We start from the raw sequence: 15,889 nt of genomic DNA on the forward strand, positions 1-15,889 counted from the left end.
GCTGGAGTGCAAAGAGTGCGAATACAGCGCTGCTGACAGCCCATCTTGATCCGCGCTCCAGAAAAAAGCCCGTCAGGCAAAGCAGGACGGGCTTGAAGACTTGAATTTGGTACCACCAGCAGGAATCGAACCTGCATCTAACGCTTAGGAGGCGTTCGTTCTATCCATTGAACTATGGCGGCTGAGCGGCAAAAGCGCGCGATTGTAGGGGCGTGGCCTTCTGCCGAGGGGATTTTTCGTTTATTTCCTGCCGCGCAGCAGCGCCTTGAGCGCGGTTTGCAGGCGGCGGGCGTCGGCTTCGGTCCAGGCGCTGGCGAAAACCTGGGCGGCGTCTTGCGTCCAGGTGTCGGCCGGGGCGGGGTCGTTGCGGCGCGTGAGCAGTTGCAGTTGCAGGGCGCGGCGGGCCGTGAGGTGCTCGGCGGGCGTGGGGGTTTCAGAGGCCATTTCCAGGCGCAGCAAGGCGGTGGCGGCTTCGCTGGCAGGGGCGCTGGCGGCGCTGCCGATGGCTTGCGCCCAGGCGTTGCGGGCCGCTGCGGTGAGGGCGCTGCCCAGTTCGCCGGCGGGGGGCAGGCGGGCGGCGTCGCGCTCTTGCCAGGCGGTCATGAGCTGGGTCAGAGCTTCGCCGTGGGCTTGCGCGGCCAGCTTCTTGAGGGCGCTTTGGGCGTGTTCGAGCGCTTCGCGCTGGGCACGGAAGGCGGCGTCGCCCAGGCGGGCGCGTTCGGCTCGCGGCTCGCGGGTGTCGCGCAGCGGGCGGCGGCCATCACGGCTGCCGGGGCCTTCGCGTCCGTCGCGTCGGTTGTCGCGGCGGCTTTCGCGCCGGTCATCGCCAAAGCGGCTGCGGTCGCCGGGGCGGCCGGGTTTGGCCGCTTCGGTTTTTTTCATGCCGGGGCGGTCGTCGCCGCGCATGGCGATGAGGGGGCGGGCGGGTTTGGGCGCGGCGGGTTTTTCAGCTTGCGCCGCATCATCAGCAGGCGCGGCTTCGGCGGCCGGGGCTTCGGGGGCTGGCGCGGTATTGGCGGCTTCAGCGGGCGCAGCTTCGGCAGCTTGCGGCGCGGCTTCGGCGACCGGGGCGGCAGGTTGGCTGCGCAGGGCGGCTTCCAGCGCCGTCATGGCGGCACGGATTTGGGCGGCGCCGCCGGCTGCGTTGGCCGCTTCCAGGGCTTGGGCGGCTTGCATGACGGCCTGGTCATGGGCGCTGCTGGCGGCTTGGGCTTTTTCGCGTTCGGCGCTCTTGCGGCCAAAGGCTTCGTCCAGCGGTTTGCGGAAGGCGTCCCAGAGTTTTTGTTCGTGGCGGCGCTCCAGCGGCACGGCTTGTGCTTCGGCCTGCCAGCGCTGTTGCAGCGCTTTGACGGCATCCACGCGCAAGGTGGCGGCAGCGGCCAGCTCTCGCGCTTCTTCAATGAGCGCCTGGCGGCGTTCGGCGCTTTGCTTTTGCGCGGCTTGCAGCCCGGCGGAGGCGGCGGCCAGGGCGGCTTTCCACTGCGTTTGCAGTTCCGCAAAGGCTTTTTCGGAAAGGTGGCCCGCGTTGCGCCAGCGGTCGGCGAACTGGTGGAGCTGGCGGTTGATGGCTTTCCAGTCAGACTGGGCCTGGCCTTGCAGGGCGGCAGCCCAGGTTTTGGCTTCTTCAATGAGGCTCAGGCGGGCGGCTTTGTGGGCGGCGCTTTCTTCGCGGGCTTTTTCCAGCCATTGCTCAACGAATTGGTGGGCCTGGTTGCAGGCGTGGTCAAAGCGTTTCCAGAGGGCGTGGTTGGGGGCGCTGCCCTGGTCGGCGGCTTTCCATTCTTCGCGCAGTTTGCGCAGGGTTTCTTGCAGTTTGCGGCCCGTGAGGGCGGGGGTCAGGATTTCTTCGGCGGCAGGCGCTTGCGGGGCCGCAGCGTCGACCTCGGGGGCGGCGCTGGCGGCGGTTTCCGGCGCGCTGGCGGGCGCATCGGCGGGCAGCGCGCCGCTTTCGCTGGCCTGGGGGGCTTCGGCAGGCGAAGCGGCTGGTGAAATGTCCGAAGGAATGTCCGCAGAAGGGGCGGTTTCCGGCGCTTTTTGCGCTTGGGCCGTGGCCTCAGCGGGTTTGGCCGGGCGGCGGATGAGCAGGGCTTCGGCCTTGGCTACGAGCTGCTCGCGGATTTGGTCGGCGCTCCAGCGCTGCCAGCCTTGCAGCTCTCCTGCAGAAACCAGGGCTGCGTGTACGCGCGCTTCCAGTTTTTCATCGTCTATCAGACGGCCATGTTTTTTGAGCGATTGGCGCAGCGCGGCGGCGGCGCTGTGGGTGTCTTTGCTGTTGCCGGCCTGCACGGCTTGTTCCAGCAACATCACGCCCGCTTCAACAGCTTTTGTGGCGGCCTGGCGCTGGGCGGGGTCAATCTTGGCACGCGCAGCGGCTTTTTCGGCGGCGGCTTTTTCGCCTGCTTCGGTAGGCAGGCCACGGGCGGCGCGGATTTCATCGGCCCACACAGGCACGGGAGGCAGCGCAGCAGCGGCGTCTTGCGCGGCGGCGCGGGTCTGTTCCAGTGCAGCGCTGAAGGCGTCCCACACGGCAGTCAGTTGTGCCTGCGCGGCTTCGATTTGCGGGGGTAGCGCAAATCCACGCTGGCCCAGTTGGCGTCGGCTTGCAAGGCGGCGGTTTGCTCGCGCCAGTGGTCCACATCGGCTTGCAGGCTGGCGCGCGCAGCATCAGCGTCGGCCCAGGGCTTGGTGGACAGCAGTTCAATGCGCTGATGCAGCAACGCAGCCGCTTCGCGCTGCACCAGCGCGCGCTGTTGCAAATCTTCCAGCGCCTTGATGCGTTCGTCCAGCTGGCTGCGCAGGCCCAGCAGCGGCTCGCGTGACAGGGGCGCGCCCGCGCGGGCGGCGTCGCGCTTCCAGGCCAGGGCGTCGGCAATGTTCAGGCGTGCGGCTTGCAGCAGGGCTTCGGCTTTGGCGGCCCATTCGGCAGCCACGGCTTGCTGGCTGTGGGCGCGCTTGATTTCGTCCAGCCGCTCGCGCAGCGCCTTGGCCGCACCTTTGTCTTTGGCGGAAAGTTCCTTGTGCACTTGCTGCATTTGCTCCGCTGGCGGGTTGGTGGCCAGCCAGGCGCGGATGCGCGCGGCGCGCTCGCCCGATGTGGGTGCTGAAAATGCGCCGCCCGTGAGCGCATCCAGCGGGTGCGCCTCGGCTGCGGGCTTGGTAGCAGGGGTTTCGGGCTGGTCTTTGCTGTCGCGGGAGAAGGGGAACATGAACAAAAGGGCCGCTGCGGCCTGAAGAGGAGAACGAAAAACGGCGGCTATTGTCCCCGCTTTTGCCCGCTTTTCCGCGCGTGCCAGCGCCTTGCCTTGCGGTCTTGGTGACACGGGCCGCGCCTGCGGGAAAGCGCAGAAAAGATTTAAAAACAGGAGCAAATTCAGGAACTAAAAAGAGGCTTTCGCGCAGTACCTATCAGGACATCATGCTATTAATACAGGAGCTGATTTTGTGTCTACGGCTTATATGGCGCTTGTGCTCTTTGACTCTTTTGCCTGCGTCATATCTACGCTGCCCCTTTTGAGACGGTCTTGACCGATGGGAAATCAATGAAGGCCACGCAGGCCATCACACGCAGGCCATCAGACAGGGCGTTGCGCCGTCAGCAAAACCCAGCCGTCTTGCGTGTCGGCCACTTGCAGCGCCAGCCAGGGGGCATAGGCGGTTTGCAGCTCTTGCGTCTGGCGCTCAAGCACGCCGGCCAGCACCAGGTGGCCGCCAGCGGCAACGTGGCCGCACAGCAGCGGGGCTAGCACTTTGAGCGGCGAAGCGAGGATGTTGGCCAGCACCACGTCATACAGGCCGCTGGCCGCCTCGGGCAGGCCGCTGCGCACGCGCGCGCCGTTGGCAGCGGCGTTGCCTTGCGTGGCGGCCACGGCTTCGGGATCAATATCCACCGCGTCGATTTCGTCCGCGCCGTGCAGGGCTGCGCCAATGGCCAGAATGCCGCTGCCGCAGCCGTAATCGAGCACGCGCCGGCCCTGCATGGGCTGGTGGGCAATCCAGCGCAGGCACATCTGCGTGGTGGGATGCGTGCCGGTGCCAAAAGCCAGGCCCGGGTCCAGGCGCATGACTTGGCGCGCGCCGTCCGGCACTTCGTGCCAGGTGGGCACGATCCAAAAACCGGGAGCCACTTCAACCGGCGCGAACTGCGATTGCGTCAGGCGCACCCAGTCTTGCTCGGGCACAGGGCCAAGAGAGGCCACGGCGCAGCCCGCGAAGAAGTCTTGAGGGGCCAGCAAACGGGCGGCTTCGCGGGCTTCGTTTTCATGAGCAAAAAGGGCCACGAGGCAGGAGCGCGCCCAGCCTGGCGCGGGCGCAGGCAGGCCCGGCTCGCCAAACAGGGCGCGCTCGGCGGATGTATCGGCATCGGCGTCTTCCACCGAAACGCTCAGGGCTTGCAGGGCATCCAGCGCGTCGCACAGGGTTTCGACGCGGTCTTCAGGGGCGACAAGGCGCAGTTCAAACATGGGGCTTCCTTCGGTTGCGGCAGGCGGCTGCCGGATGAGGGGCGGATTGTCCGGCCTGCGGCAGGCCGGCAGGCGGCGGATGCCCTGAAAGACTGTTCAATGGCCGTCCGCAGGCGCGAAAGCGCGGACTCGGGCGCTCTGCGGCCTTGCCAATCTTGGCCGGGCTGGATGGCTACTGCACAGGGTTTAGGGGCGGCCTGCATCCGCTGAATGACTTCAGAAACAGGAGCAAATTCAAGGGGCCCAAAAAACCGTCTTGCGCAATTTCTTCTAGGACATGCAGCTATGAATTCAGAAGCGAAATTGGGCCTTTGCCCAAGTTCTTTCTTCTCTCGCCGTTATGACTGTGCGGGCAGCCGGCCGTTTTGCTGTCAGACGAGGCCAAGGCCAGAAACGGCTGGCCCCCACATGAGCCGTTTTGCGTTGCGCCTTCTGCTTTTTTTTCGTAATCGGGACAGCAGTGTCTTGGCGACGGGTAAGAAAGCTAAGCGCAGCAAGGCTTTCGGGCTGCCAGCGAGGTACTACGGGGTTGTAGCAGACACGGTTTAGACAAGTTTTTAGGTTTCGCCGCTTTAGCTCAGTTGGTAGAGCAGTTCATTCGTAATGAAAAGGTCGCCAGTTCGAATCCGGCAAGCGGCACCAAAAAAGTGAGAAGGGCAGCCCACACGGGCTGCCCTTTTTGCTTGATGCGGCACGCGTCATAGCGGGATGTCTACGGCCTGCGGGCCGCGGCTCTTCCTCAGGTAGTGCAGGAGGGCACCGCCGAGCTGGCCGAGGGTAAGGTCTCGCTTGAGCAGCGTCGGGCGCATGAGGGTCGCGCACGCCTCGTCGTCCCAACCGACCTCGGGCGGCACGGGCACCGCGCACTCCTCGACGGCGAGGTCGAACGGCCCCGGCTCGTCCAGCAGGTCGGGCAGGCACACCCAAGTGTGGAACCACGCCTCACGCCAAGCCAGTGCGGCGTCGCCCGTCCTGTCGCCCTCAGGGAAGTCGGCCACGCGGATGACGAACACGTCCCCGCCTGCCGAGCGGCGCACCTTCACGCGCCAGGGTCTGATCTTGGGGCGCGGCCTCAGCAAGGCTCGTCCTCCCCGCGCTCGGCGCGCTGACGCTCAGGCACCGCGGTGCCCTTCTTGCGCATGTCGTGGGCGTACCACCTGACCGACTTGGCGGATGCCTGCGCGCCCTCGATCTGCGCGTTGACCATCTCGGCGATGACGCCGTGCGGGTAGCCAGCGGGGTCCATCAGCAGCTCGCGGGCAAGTCGTCCGATGCCCTTGCCGCTGGGCTTCTTCTCGGTCTCTGTCGGGGCTTCTGTCGCTTCGACGGCATCGGCCTGCTGCTGTGCATGCGGCTCGGCCACCTCGGCGGCCTGCGGCTGCCCGAACGACGCGACATCGATGTTCTTGGCCTTGGCTATGGACTCGATTCGGTCGAGCAGCTTGCCTCGGGTCGCGAAGGTCTTGGGTCCAGCGGCCTTGTCGGCGATCCGGTTGTGCAGGGCTAGCAGGTCCTTGGTGCTCATCTCTTGCAGGTTCATCTCACGCTCCAGGTGGTTGGGTGTGAGGTCATTAGGTCGTGTTCGTGGGAATTCGGGAGCGGGGGGGCCCTTGAAAAGTCGCTCAGTGGCCCCATGTTTGGACCCCGGCTACTTTCGTTGGCGGGGCCGTTCACCTTTTATTCGGAGATCCCCATGAGCACCTTTACTCGCATCGCAAAAGACCCCGTTGGCATGGCACGTTTGGTAACGAGCTATGCCCGCGTGAAAGAACTCCAGCAGAAGATGTCACTCGACGAGATCGCTGAGATTTTTGATGAAGACCCCAAGGGGCTGACCAACTTTGTTGAATACGCCGACGCACTCGTCTCTGGCGAAAAGTCGTTGTCCCTCGACATTACGACGAAGAGCAAAGAAGCGTTCGGCCAAATTGCATCAGCGCTCAAGTGACCCGCTGACTGTCCATCAGCAGGCCGTGATCCGTAAGCGCTTGAAAAAGAAGGGGATGCCTTGTGGGCATCCCCTCCGAAGCACGGCCGGGGCAACCTCGGCCTCTGTTCCGACCCCGGCCGCTGGCACCAAACTCAGTGCATGAACGCCAGATGCAGGCGGTCGTAAGGGAGGGCGTCGGCGCGGCGCTTGGTCTCGCGGTCCACGTACAGGTCCAGCGGGCGCGAGTACGGCACCCCAGCCAGCGCCGCCGCGTCGTCGAAGGTCTCGCAGCCGAAGGGCACGCCCACGCTGGCGGCACGCTCGGCCAGGGCGTCGATGACCTCGCAGCCCGTGCGCAGGGCGCACGCGAGACCCGTGAGCGCAAGGGCCACCGGGTGGTGCGCGGGGTAGACGGCCTGCTTATTCATCGCCGCCCCCGATCAGGTCGCGGTCGATGGCCTGCTCGCGCAGGGCGAGTTGTACGGTGTTCAGCGGGTTCGACTTGCCGGAGTTCCACGAGCGGATGGCGACCAGGATGCCCTGGAAGCGCGCGTCGCCCAGCTTGATGTACTCCTGCACCTTCAGGTAGTCGTCCAGCTTCATCGCGGCGGCGAGCTCGGCAGGGCCGACCGGGCGGTCCTTCGACGGCATGCGGTCCAGCAGGCTCAGCAGCGCGGAAGCGAGGGGGATGTTCTGCGTGGCGACGGCGACCTGGGCCATGTGCCCGAGCTCGGCGGGGCCGGCGTAGACGAGCTGGTGCAGGTACTCGGTGCGCTTGGGGTCGCCGAGAGCGGCGCGGGCCAACACCTTGGCGGGGCTGGAGTAGAACTCGCGCTGCGAGACGAGCTGGGCATGGGGTGCGCCCGCGTCCTTCAGCAGCTTGTCGAGCTCCTTGGCGGAGTTGTCCTTGATCTGCCGGACGGCGGCCACGGTCTCGCTCTGCGCGAAGCGGGCCTTGTCGGCAGCGTCGATGCCGGCGGACTTCCAGCGGTTGGCAATCTCTGCCTTGCGCGCGTCGATGTCAGACTGAAGGCGCTGAATGGCCTTGAGGGCGCGGGAGTAGATGGCGTCCAGGTTGGACGCGAGCTCGCCGATCTGTTGCGGGCTGAGTAGCGGGGAGACTTGATTCAGGTTCATGGCTTGTTGGCTCCAAAGAGGTTTAGGGTCCTCCGGTCGCCTTCAAGCGCATCCCCAGCCGCGGGGTGGTCATGCGCGCCAATGCGCTGACCGGATGCTTTCAATGTGTCGTGGTACGTTGGCCGAGAACGCCATCGTTCTTCGATCGTGTTCATCTGTTCTGCGCCGCCGTCACGGTGGCTTGTGCTTCAAGGGCTTGGCGTCTCGCCGCCCCCTGATCGAGAGTCAGGCGTCTTCGTGGGGATCGGCGCCAACAGGCCAGCCGCCCGCGCCGCCGCAGACCGAGCAGAGCCTCACCGACACCACGTTGCCGCTGAAGTGGAAGCGCTGGCAGTGCATGCACTTCACCCAGCCCACGCGCCGGATGACGCGCGGTGGGTCGAAGTTGGGGTCCAGGACGTTGGCGCGTCGCGCGCCGCCGTCGAAGGCCCAATATGCCGGCTCGATGATTTCTTTGGCAACGAGGCAGTCCTCGGGTGTTCTGACCTTACGAGGGCCAGGCGTCGCGCCGAGCCAGCGATAGGCCGGGAAGTTCAGGCTGTGCGCTCGCTGCTGCACGGTGCCCGTGCTCATACCGAGAGTCAGGGCCGCCTGCCGGGCGCTGGGGTATCGCACCCCTTCGACCTCGATGGCGACGGCGTGCCCGTTACTGCCCGCGGTTGACGCTGCCATGCTGGCGGCCTGCCTCGTACTCGTTCGACATGGCCTGCCATGCGTCCGCGTCGATGCGCGGGATCGGGCCGATGCAGGTCATCTCGCAGCATTGAGCAAGGGCATCACGCCAGCCCATCGCCGCGACTGTCTGCGGTGCCGTCTTGTCGAAGGCATCCAGGTTGCGGTCGATCTGCTCGGCGCGCTCCAGCGCCTCGGCGACTGTCAGCTTCTCACTCATCGTCTTGCTCCTTGTTCTCGTGGTACTTGGAGAGCAGTGCTGTCAGGGCCTTACGCTCGTCGGCCGGCATGCGCAGCAGGGCCTCGGCGTCGAGGCCCGTGGAGTCCACCTTGACGCGCAGGCGGTCCGCCATCTGGTCGCCGTAGCGCCACTTGAGAAGGACCTCCATCAGCCTGTCGCTGTACTTGCGCACCGTCAGCGGGCGCTCGTCGCCGGTCTCGGGGTCGGCCACGGTCGAGACGCGGCCCTGATGGATGACGGGCTCATCGACGCCGACGGCAGCACGCCGGTAGGCTTCTTCGAGCAGGCTGTCGAGCGCCACCTCGACGGCGGCCTCCCACTGCGTGCGGAACTCCAGGTCGTTGGCCTTGTGATAGAAGGCCGTCGAGCGCACGATCCCCGCAGCGGCTGCCGCAGCCTTGGGGCTCGCCGTGTCTTCGAGCACCGCAAGGAAGATCGCCTTCCTCTCCGGTGTGAAGGTGTTGGGGATAGATGGGCGGCTCACGTCTGTTCTCCGAAAAATGGCTTACGGAGTAATCGTGTCGTGCTTGTGCGCGCAGGCACGCCATCGTTCTTTCAAGCGCATCAACGGCTTGGAGGGCCTTGGCCCGCGAATCGACGATCAGGGGGTGAGGCGGCCGGGGAAGTTGGCCTCGCGCGCGAAGGTCTCGGCGCAGCAGGTCGGACGCCGAATCGGCCGCGTTCCCCGCATCGATCGCCACGCCCGCCACGGTCGGCCAGGCTCTGGTCTTGCTGACGCGGCCTCACGGGGATTCGGGCCCGGAGGGCTCCTACTGCTTGCAGTGCTTACGGAAGCATTTACGGTTTTTTCTTTATAAATCAATACGTTATTTAGATCGTAAATACTGTAAGTGCTGTAAATACTCTCTGAGTCAATCCAGGAAATTCTCTGTCGGTCTGATGTCGCGGCGGTCGGTCGGCGCTCGGCACGGCGCGCTTTTTTCCTGAAAGAACCCGGAGCGCGTTTTCGCGCTTACTGCGCTTACGGACGACGCAAGGCGTTGATCCGTATTCCTTTTTGGTCGCGCCGAGGCGTTTACGTTCGGAGCTTACGTAAACACGCCTCTGGCGCTTACTCAGTCACCATGCAGGCGCTTCATGGGGATGCCCGTGAGCTCGGAGAAGGTCGCGAGCGCGTGGCCGAGGGCGGGCAGGACGTAGGCCATCTTCCCGCGGAGCTCGCCACTCCCAAGCTGGCAGCGCCTCACGCCGTAGGTCTTGAGCACGCGGCCGAGCTGGTCGGGCGCGAGCCACTGGCGGCCCTTGGCCCTCGCGTAGTCGCGGTACGAGGAGTGCACCGACTCGCAGAGCACCCTGACCTCGCGCTCGGCCCAATCGCCCTTGTGGTCGGTGCCGTCGTAGGGCCGGTCTCCCGACTGGAGGAGCGAGAGCCACCACTCCTGCTGGATGTCCAGCCCGCGCAGCTTCTGCTCCTCAAGCGCCCGCGTCTGCGGCACGCTGTCGCGCGGCGCCCACCCCTCGATGTTCCGGGTCAGCATCTCGTGCAGGAAGGCGGCGAGGCCGGCGCGGTCGTCCCCGTAGAGCTGCGCGTTGAGCGCGTCGAAGAACGCCTTGTCGCCGCGGCGGCTGCCGTTGACCTCGAACACCGCGAAGCGCCGCTCGTCCCCGAGGCCCGCCGGGACCACCCAGTCCGAGTTGGAGGCCATGACGATGTGGATCAGGTTCTTGCCAGACACCGCGTCGCGGCCCTTGCCCTCGTAGGTGATCGTCGGCTCGGTCACGAGCGCCTTGAGCACCGACTCGCCCGCCTTGTCGCCGGCCCAGAACGCCTCGTCCGCGAACAGGAGGATGCAGTTCTGAAGGTGGGAGTTGAAGCGCCCCACGAGCTGCGACGGGTTGGCGATGTGCAGGCCGCTGGCCCCGGCGAGCTCGGCCAGGGCGCGGCCGAACGTCCCCTTGCCCGTGCCCTTGTCGCCGCGGAAGGCGAGCGCCACCTCGGCGGGGCGGCCGGGGCGCTGGACCATGTGCGCGATCCAGTTGAGGACGTACTCGAAGCTCTCGGCGTCGCCGTCCGTCAGCACGTCGCGGATGAGCTCGCGCAGCAGGGACCAGTCGCCCTTGCGCGGCTCGACGGACCAGCCCTTCCACAGGTTGAGCCAGCCCTCGTGGTCCCGCTCGGGGTCGAACACCACGCCCTTGTACTGCCGGCGGTGCGGGTGCCTGAGCCACAGGCTGGACCTGCTGACGAGCTTGTCGCCCTTCTCGACGAGCTGGTTGCAGTAGAGGTTCTCGAAGTCCTCCTTCGTCGAGCGCTGGTAGATCGTGCGCCCGTTAAGCACGGGGTCGGCCTCCTCGGTGACGATGCGGAACTTGCCGCCCTCCATCACCACGTAGTGCCGCGCGTTCATCTCCTCGATGACCGCATCGACGCCCTGCGCCTTCGGCGGCTGCCGCAGCGTCGAGTCGTCCACGCCCTGGCCGAGCTCGGCGGGGTCCTCCCAGGCGTCGAAGTCGTCCTCGGGCTCCGCGCGCGCCACCTCGCCGCCTGCCGCCTGCACGACCTTGTGCAGGTACTTGATGGTGATCGGGCGCCCGCCGCGCGACGCGGTCGAGTGCAGCGAGTCCCAGCGCCTGCCGATGATCCAGGCGTCGTCCTGGTACTTCGCGTCCTGCGTGGACCACTCGATGAACTCCTGCCGGCCCTCGCCGTCGGTCGCGTGGTGGCAGGCCATCATGAGGTTGAGCCAGTCGCCGTGCTCCCTGAAGTCCTCGGGGTCGAGCTGCTCCAGGGTCTCCGCCAGCATCTCGGGGGTGAGCTCGCCGAGGCCCGCGGCCTCGCCGTGCGCGCGGGTCGGGCGGCGGATGAGGCGCAGCAGCGTGTCGGGCACCTGCGGCGCCTCCTCGGGGAACGGCGCGAGGTCGTTCCAGCGATAGACCGTGCCGTTCGGGTGGATCGAGCCGGGCGAGACGACCTGCCGGCCGTGGCTCTTGAACTCCACGCCGGGGTAGTCCTCCAGGCTGTCGAGCACCTGCACGTCTGCCGGCTTGCGGAACCAGTAGTGGCGCCCGCCCGACCCGGTGTGCACGCGGGGCAGGCGTCCAGGTCGAGGCACGCGTCGGCGGCGAGCTCGGCCAGCGGGTCGCGGCCCTCGGGGAAGTTGCGGGGATCTACGTCGAGGACCATCCAGCTCGGCGGCAGGCGCACGCCGACGTTGAGGCCGCGGCGCTCGGCCTGGGCCAGCACCTCGCGGCTGTCGTAGTCGCGGGACTGCCACGCGCCGTCGATCGGCGACTTGCCGCAGGCGCGGCCCTTGGCGTCCCTCGCGTCCCAGCGGTGCAGCGGGATCAGCGTCAGGCCCGCGCGGAGCAGGCTCTCGGCGTCGATCGATGGCTTTGCGGCCGACCTGGTCGCGGCATGATCTTTCCCGTGGGTCGTCATGCCCGCTTCCTCTGCTTGTTGATCGTTTGCGCCCACGGACTCATCCCCCGTGGGCGTTTTCTTTTGTGCGCTCATCGGTCAGCCCTCCGCGCTCGCGCGCTCGGTCGCCATCTCGGCGAGCTTGCGGCGGGCGGTGCGGGACTCGTAGGAGCGCGACAGCGGCTGCACCTCAACCATGTAGGCGCGCAGGTCGCCCACGCGGTAGCGGATGGTCTTGGGGCCGATGCGCTGGTAGGTCGGGCCGCGGCGCTGGCTGCGATACCAATTCAAGGCGTTGGGGCTGAGTCGCAGGAAGGCGGCGGCCTCCTGGACGTTGAGCAGCGCCTCGTCGGGCAGCGCGTGGAGCTCGCGCAGCTCGGCGAGCGTCAGCGCAAGTGGGGTGGGGTTCGTCATCTCTCGTACCTCATCGGGCTCCCGGCCGGCGGGATTGCCGGTCGGCGGATGACTGCCCGATGTGCGTCACGGAGAAGCGCCCGTGTGGTCCCCTCAGTCGGTGGGGCGGGCGGCACGATCTAAGCCCCGTGCAGGGCCTTGCCCGCGGGCGGCGCGGGACTTCGTCGGGCGGGTGGCGTCGCCCGACAGAAACGAATATGCCACAAGGGCTCGGCGAGAAATACCAACGTTCCGCACGGCTCCCGGTGAGTCCTTGGCGCGTCCGGTCGGCCGCGCGCTGCTCTGCGCCTAGGCCGAGGCGTCCGGGCTCGCCACGGGCCGCCTGGTGAGACCGGGGAGGCGCTTCGCTGAGCGGTTGCCACTTGAAATCCGGCTAAGCTCCCCCATATCGCCAATTTGAAATAACTTTTTGGGGTGAGGGGATGGGACTTCCTAGAACTTTCGTCGGGTTCAGCAGCACCGACATTCACTGCTACCGCTTGATGCTCGCCTGGAAGGAGAACGAGCACATCGATTTCAACTTCGCCAATTGCCAGCTTGGGCAGGAAATCAACTCAGAGGACGAGGCTTACATCAAGCGCAAGTGCCGAGAGCGCATCGACATGGCAGGTACGTTTGCGGTGCTCATCGGGCAGGACACCAGCAGCAAGCACAAATACGTGCGTTGGGAGATGGAGGTAGCTCGGGAAAAGGGCTGCCGGATTATCGGGATCAATCTCGACGGCTCGCGGCAGATGGTCGATGCCACGTGCCCACCCATCATCAAGGATATTGGCGCCGTCTTTGTTCCGTTCTCCCCGAAGATCGTTGCCTACGCCCTTGAGAACTTCAAGATGCACGACAAGGGAAACTGGCACTACCCGGACGAGGTCTACAAGAAGCTCGGCTACAAGTGAAGGGGGCGGGCTGCATGCAAGAACAAGACTTCCCCGCGCTCTATCGATCCGCCGATGACCTGTCCTTGAAGTCGCAGAAGCACTTCTTTCGTGCGCTCCGAGTTCACCTTGTCACGCTCGTGGTCGCCGCGATCCTGTCGATCGTCAGCATCCCGCATTGGTCGGTCGCAGCAGCCCAACTTCTCGCCCTACTGGGTGCTCTAGGCTGCTCGATCTACCTGTTTGCCATGCGCCCCGACCGATTCTGGTACGCAGGCAGGGCAGTGGCCGAATCGATCAAGACCATCACCTGGCGCTACGTCTGCCGAGCAGAGCCGTTCCAGGGAGATGATGCGAGCGCCCACAACGACTTCCGCCAGACGCTCAAGCAGATCGTCGAGCAGAACCGCGAGGTGTGCCAGTCGCTGACGGAGCATCTCGACGGCCAGCAGTTCACGCCCGTGATGGAGCAGATGCGCGCTCGCTCCTTGGAAGAGCGCCGAGAGACCTACGCGGGCTGCCGGATCAAAGACCAGCTAACTTGGTATGCGAAGAAGGCCGCGTTCAATCGCCGGATGTCGCGGTATTTCTTCTGGGCGCTGATCGGAGTGAATACGGTTGCAGTGGTCTGCGCGGTGCTGCGCATGGTCTACGTGGACCAGCCCTTTTGGCCCACGGATGTATTCGTTGCGATGGCGGCCAGCGTCTTGAGCTGGATGCAGGCCAAGAGGTTCTCTGAGTTGGCAGCCTCATACGCGCTTGCTGCCCACGAGATTGGCCTCATCAAAGAACAATCCATGCTCCCCGACACCCCCGAGAAGTTCTCGTTGTTCGTGGGTGACGCTGAGAATGCCTTCTCTCGTGAGCACACGCAGTGGGTGGCGCGAAAGGACGTGTAACCCGTCTACTGCAGCGCCCGGAGGCCAGCCTCGAACAGCGTGCGCAGCACGTCGTCAGGCCACTCGTTGCGGGCAAGGTTGAAGGCGCAGCACGCAACCCGAACGTTACCGAGAACGTAGTAGCCCACACGAGAGTCAATCCTGTCCACTGATGGCGCCCAGGGGTTATTCCTCGATTCGCCATCGTAGTCCAGCGACAGAGGCAGACCAGTGACCGAGCAGGCCATCGGCGCCAGCATGGCTTCGATGTCCTCGACCGTGATCGTGCACTCATGCCCGCGCCGCTTCGCGCTTCCACGGCACTGCTGTAGCAACTTCTTTGCTGGGTTCTGCGTGTACCAACGCTTGTTCGTCTCGCGCTTCCGCTCTGGGTTCTCGGCACCCCAATTGCGGCTGCGCTCGCGCTCCTTCTCGGGGTCCTTGGCGTACCGGCGGGCTGCCCGCTCACGCGCGCTCCTGCGTGCTTCCTCTTGGTTCTTTGCATACCAGCGGGCGCTTGCCTCCCGCTTTTTCCGCCTTAGCAGTTCTTCCTCGGATTCCACCATCTCCGGCCCCTCAATCACAGTTCATACCTACATGCTGCTGCGCCGATCGATCGGCGGGGGCCACCGTTTCGGGTGACGACGCTAGACGTGGCGGCCAGGTGCCGGGCGTCCACTCCAGTCCGATCTTGTTGAGGATGTAGCGGGATGCCAGCTCCTGATACTTGCGCAGATGCTCGGGCCCGACGTGGATGTAGCCCATCGTGACGTTGCTCGCCGCGTGGTTGAGGAGGTACTTCAGTTCAAGCAGCGGGACGCCGGCCTCGACCGCCAGCGTTGAATAGCAGTGCCGGAGCGCATGCCCTGTGAGGCCGCCGAGTTCGTGCTGCGCCACCTCGGCGACGTGGCCCGACTTCGAGTCGGCGGGGAATAGCCACTGACCCTTGCGCTGTAGGCGGGGTGATTCGCGCAGCCGGTGGTCGAGCAGGTCGCAAAGGGCATCGGAGAGAGCCAAATCGAACGCCCGGGCCGATCCGCCCTTGGGCTTCGGGACGTGAAGGATCTTCCTGTCTAGGTGCAGGTCCGACGCCCGCGCCTCGCACGTCGCGCTACGCCTCATGCCGGTAAGCAGGGAGAACAGGTGCAGGTCGCGCCGCACGGGGTGGAGGTCGAGCACCGCCTTGCCCCACGCCCTCAGCTTGTCAGCGTTCGAGTCCACCTTGCGCCGCCGCAGCCCGTGGTAGTCCACGTTCGCGGTCGGGTTCGCGGGCAGGTCCGGGTGCTCCCGCAGCCCGCGGTTGTAGACGGCGCGGAAGATGCGGAAGACGTTGTCGGCCGAGGGCGCGCCGTGCTTCTCGGTGATCTTGCGGTGGCGCTCGCGCACGCCCGCGCGGTCCGCGCCGAGCTCGGCCAGCGGCTTGTCCATCCACTCCCCGAGGTACTGCTCGCAGTTGTAGCGGTAGTCCTGCTTGGTGCGCGGGGACAGCGGCTTGGCGGCGAGGTGCAGGTCGAGCGCGTCGCGCAGGGTGATGCCGCGCGCCTTGGCCTTGCGGCGCTCCTCGTTCGGGTTCGCGCCCGCCCGCATGTCCACGAGCGTCCTTCGGGCGAGGTCGCGGGCTTGCTTGGCGTCGAGGCTCGGGTGGTCGCCCAGCTTCGTGCGGACCTGCTTGCCGTTGACGAGGGACTGCACGTAGAAGCTGCGCTTCGTTGGCGTGACGATCAGGTAGAAGCCGCGCATCTCGCTGTCGGCGTAGAGGACGGACTTGCCCCTGTCGGGTGCTGGCGCCCTCTCGACGAGGGCCTGTGTTATCTTGGATTGCATGCGTTGGCTCCGAGTGAAGCGGGCCACGGCGCGAACACGGTTTAGCACCACAAGGTGCCGTGTGTTCGCACGACGTATT

The 15,889-nt window shown here is 66.0% G+C and carries 17 protein-coding genes and 2 tRNA genes; 4 read left to right on the forward strand and 15 right to left on the reverse strand.

The features are described from left to right. Nucleotides 1-107: 107 nt before the first annotated feature. The 4 genes from ADJ79_RS00495 to prmA form a co-directional block, all read right to left on the reverse strand. Nucleotides 108-182: transfer RNA gene (locus tag ADJ79_RS00495), tRNA-Arg, on the reverse strand. Nucleotides 183-240: 58 nt separating this feature from the next. Next, nucleotides 241-2,526, reverse strand: a complete 2,286-nt coding sequence (locus ADJ79_RS00500; protein WP_253273835.1) for a DUF349 domain-containing protein — start codon at nt 2,524-2,526, stop codon at nt 241-243. Nucleotides 2,527-2,531: 5 nt separating this feature from the next. Next, nucleotides 2,532-3,206 (reverse strand): hypothetical protein, encoded by a 675-nt coding sequence (locus tag ADJ79_RS14890; RefSeq protein WP_172673992.1) that lies wholly within the window; start codon nt 3,204-3,206, stop codon nt 2,532-2,534. A 366-nt stretch (nt 3,207-3,572) separates the two neighbouring features. Beyond that, on the reverse strand, nt 3,573-4,460 hold the full coding sequence (gene prmA / locus ADJ79_RS00505) for a 50S ribosomal protein L11 methyltransferase (RefSeq protein ID WP_050714318.1): 888 nt from the start codon (nt 4,458-4,460) through the stop codon (nt 3,573-3,575). Between the two features lie 566 nt (nt 4,461-5,026). Between prmA and ADJ79_RS00510 the strand changes: the two genes are divergently transcribed. Further along, nucleotides 5,027-5,102, forward strand: a tRNA-Thr gene (locus tag ADJ79_RS00510). A 56-nt stretch (nt 5,103-5,158) separates the two neighbouring features. Here the strand turns inward: ADJ79_RS00510 and ADJ79_RS00515 are convergent. Both ADJ79_RS00515 and ADJ79_RS00520 read right to left on the reverse strand, forming a co-directional pair. Beyond that, nucleotides 5,159-5,473, reverse strand: coding sequence for a hypothetical protein (locus ADJ79_RS00515; RefSeq protein WP_156303921.1), 315 nt, complete (start codon nt 5,471-5,473; stop codon nt 5,159-5,161). 59 nt (nt 5,474-5,532) lie between these two features. Continuing rightward, on the reverse strand, nt 5,533-6,000 hold the full coding sequence (locus tag ADJ79_RS00520) for a hypothetical protein (protein WP_050714320.1): 468 nt from the start codon (nt 5,998-6,000) through the stop codon (nt 5,533-5,535). A 153-nt stretch (nt 6,001-6,153) separates the two neighbouring features. On the opposite strand from ADJ79_RS00520, the gene ADJ79_RS00525 reads away from it, so the two are divergent. Continuing rightward, on the forward strand, nt 6,154-6,408 hold the full coding sequence (locus ADJ79_RS00525; protein ID WP_050714321.1) for a hypothetical protein: 255 nt from the start codon (nt 6,154-6,156) through the stop codon (nt 6,406-6,408). Nucleotides 6,409-6,542: 134 nt separating this feature from the next. Here the strand turns inward: ADJ79_RS00525 and ADJ79_RS00530 are convergent, their stop codons facing one another. The 7 genes from ADJ79_RS00530 to ADJ79_RS00560 form a co-directional block, all read right to left on the reverse strand. Next, nucleotides 6,543-6,818 carry a hypothetical protein gene (locus ADJ79_RS00530; protein WP_050714322.1) on the reverse strand — a complete coding sequence of 92 codons (276 nt, stop codon included), beginning with the start codon at nt 6,816-6,818 and terminating at the stop codon, nt 6,543-6,545. Continuing rightward, entirely contained in the window at nt 6,811-7,527 is a 717-nt protein-coding gene (locus tag ADJ79_RS00535; protein WP_050714323.1) for a hypothetical protein, read from the reverse strand. The genes ADJ79_RS00530 and ADJ79_RS00535 overlap by 8 nt, the downstream gene beginning before the upstream one ends. Nucleotides 7,528-7,752: 225 nt before the next feature. Beyond that, the gene (locus ADJ79_RS00540) at nt 7,753-8,100 is read right to left on the reverse strand and encodes a hypothetical protein (RefSeq protein WP_216597136.1); all 348 of its coding nucleotides are present in this window, start codon (nt 8,098-8,100) and stop codon (nt 7,753-7,755) included. Nucleotides 8,101-8,173: 73 nt separating this feature from the next. Beyond that, nucleotides 8,174-8,419, reverse strand: coding sequence for a hypothetical protein (locus tag ADJ79_RS00545; RefSeq protein ID WP_050714325.1), 246 nt, complete (start codon nt 8,417-8,419; stop codon nt 8,174-8,176). Then, nucleotides 8,412-8,924, reverse strand: coding sequence for a hypothetical protein (locus ADJ79_RS00550; protein ID WP_050714326.1), 513 nt, complete (start codon nt 8,922-8,924; stop codon nt 8,412-8,414). Before ADJ79_RS00550 ends, ADJ79_RS00545 begins: the two co-directional genes overlap by 8 nt. Before the next feature lie 592 nt (nt 8,925-9,516). Beyond that, entirely contained in the window at nt 9,517-11,676 is a 2,160-nt protein-coding gene (locus tag ADJ79_RS00555) for a DUF5906 domain-containing protein (protein WP_082202747.1), read from the reverse strand. Nucleotides 11,677-11,918: 242 nt separating this feature from the next. Beyond that, nucleotides 11,919-12,233, reverse strand: a complete 315-nt coding sequence (locus ADJ79_RS00560) for an AlpA family transcriptional regulator (RefSeq protein WP_050714328.1) — start codon at nt 12,231-12,233, stop codon at nt 11,919-11,921. A 422-nt stretch (nt 12,234-12,655) separates the two neighbouring features. On the opposite strand from ADJ79_RS00560, the gene ADJ79_RS00565 reads away from it, so the two are divergent. Together ADJ79_RS00565 and ADJ79_RS00570 are read left to right on the forward strand one after the other, a co-directional pair. Beyond that, nucleotides 12,656-13,129 (forward strand): TIR domain-containing protein, encoded by a 474-nt coding sequence (locus ADJ79_RS00565; protein ID WP_050714329.1) that lies wholly within the window; start codon nt 12,656-12,658, stop codon nt 13,127-13,129. Nucleotides 13,130-13,143: 14 nt separating this feature from the next. Then, nucleotides 13,144-14,007, forward strand: coding sequence for a DUF4231 domain-containing protein (locus ADJ79_RS00570; RefSeq protein ID WP_050714330.1), 864 nt, complete (start codon nt 13,144-13,146; stop codon nt 14,005-14,007). Between the two features lie 5 nt (nt 14,008-14,012). Here the strand turns inward: ADJ79_RS00570 and ADJ79_RS00575 are convergent, their stop codons facing one another. Further along, a complete protein-coding gene (locus ADJ79_RS00575; protein WP_050714331.1) occupies nt 14,013-14,552 on the reverse strand; it encodes a hypothetical protein in 540 nt (179 codons plus the stop codon). Nucleotides 14,553-14,562: 10 nt separating this feature from the next. Beyond that, a complete protein-coding gene (locus ADJ79_RS00580; protein WP_050714332.1) occupies nt 14,563-15,810 on the reverse strand; it encodes an integrase family protein in 1,248 nt (415 codons plus the stop codon). Between the last annotated feature and the right edge of the window lie 79 nt (nt 15,811-15,889).

It is taken from the genome of Ottowia sp. oral taxon 894, assembly GCF_001262075.1.
GTDB lineage: Bacteria > Pseudomonadota > Gammaproteobacteria > Burkholderiales > Burkholderiaceae_C > Ottowia > Ottowia massiliensis.

Bases quoted from the DNA above. Each gene is read 5' to 3' on its own strand.
- ADJ79_RS14890 (WP_172673992.1), bottom strand. From the start codon at position 3,206: ATGTTCCCCTTCTCCCGCGACAGCAAAGACCAGCCCGAAACCCCTGCT.
- prmA (WP_050714318.1), bottom strand. From the start codon at position 4,460: ATGTTTGAACTGCGCCTTGTCGCCCCTGAAGACCGCGTCGAAACCCTG.
- ADJ79_RS00520 (WP_050714320.1), bottom strand. From the start codon at position 6,000: ATGAACCTGCAAGAGATGAGCACCAAGGACCTGCTAGCCCTGCACAAC.
- ADJ79_RS00525 (WP_050714321.1), top strand. From the start codon at position 6,154: ATGAGCACCTTTACTCGCATCGCAAAAGACCCCGTTGGCATGGCACGT.
- ADJ79_RS00530 (WP_050714322.1), bottom strand. From the start codon at position 6,818: ATGAATAAGCAGGCCGTCTACCCCGCGCACCACCCGGTGGCCCTTGCG.
- ADJ79_RS00535 (WP_050714323.1), bottom strand. From the start codon at position 7,527: ATGAACCTGAATCAAGTCTCCCCGCTACTCAGCCCGCAACAGATCGGC.
- ADJ79_RS00540 (WP_216597136.1), bottom strand. From the start codon at position 8,100: ATGAGCACGGGCACCGTGCAGCAGCGAGCGCACAGCCTGAACTTCCCG.
- ADJ79_RS00545 (WP_050714325.1), bottom strand. From the start codon at position 8,419: ATGAGTGAGAAGCTGACAGTCGCCGAGGCGCTGGAGCGCGCCGAGCAG.
- ADJ79_RS00560 (WP_050714328.1), bottom strand. From the start codon at position 12,233: ATGACGAACCCCACCCCACTTGCGCTGACGCTCGCCGAGCTGCGCGAG.
- ADJ79_RS00565 (WP_050714329.1), top strand. From the start codon at position 12,656: ATGGGACTTCCTAGAACTTTCGTCGGGTTCAGCAGCACCGACATTCAC.
- ADJ79_RS00570 (WP_050714330.1), top strand. From the start codon at position 13,144: ATGCAAGAACAAGACTTCCCCGCGCTCTATCGATCCGCCGATGACCTG.
- ADJ79_RS00575 (WP_050714331.1), bottom strand. From the start codon at position 14,552: ATGGTGGAATCCGAGGAAGAACTGCTAAGGCGGAAAAAGCGGGAGGCA.
- ADJ79_RS00580 (WP_050714332.1), bottom strand. From the start codon at position 15,810: ATGCAATCCAAGATAACACAGGCCCTCGTCGAGAGGGCGCCAGCACCC.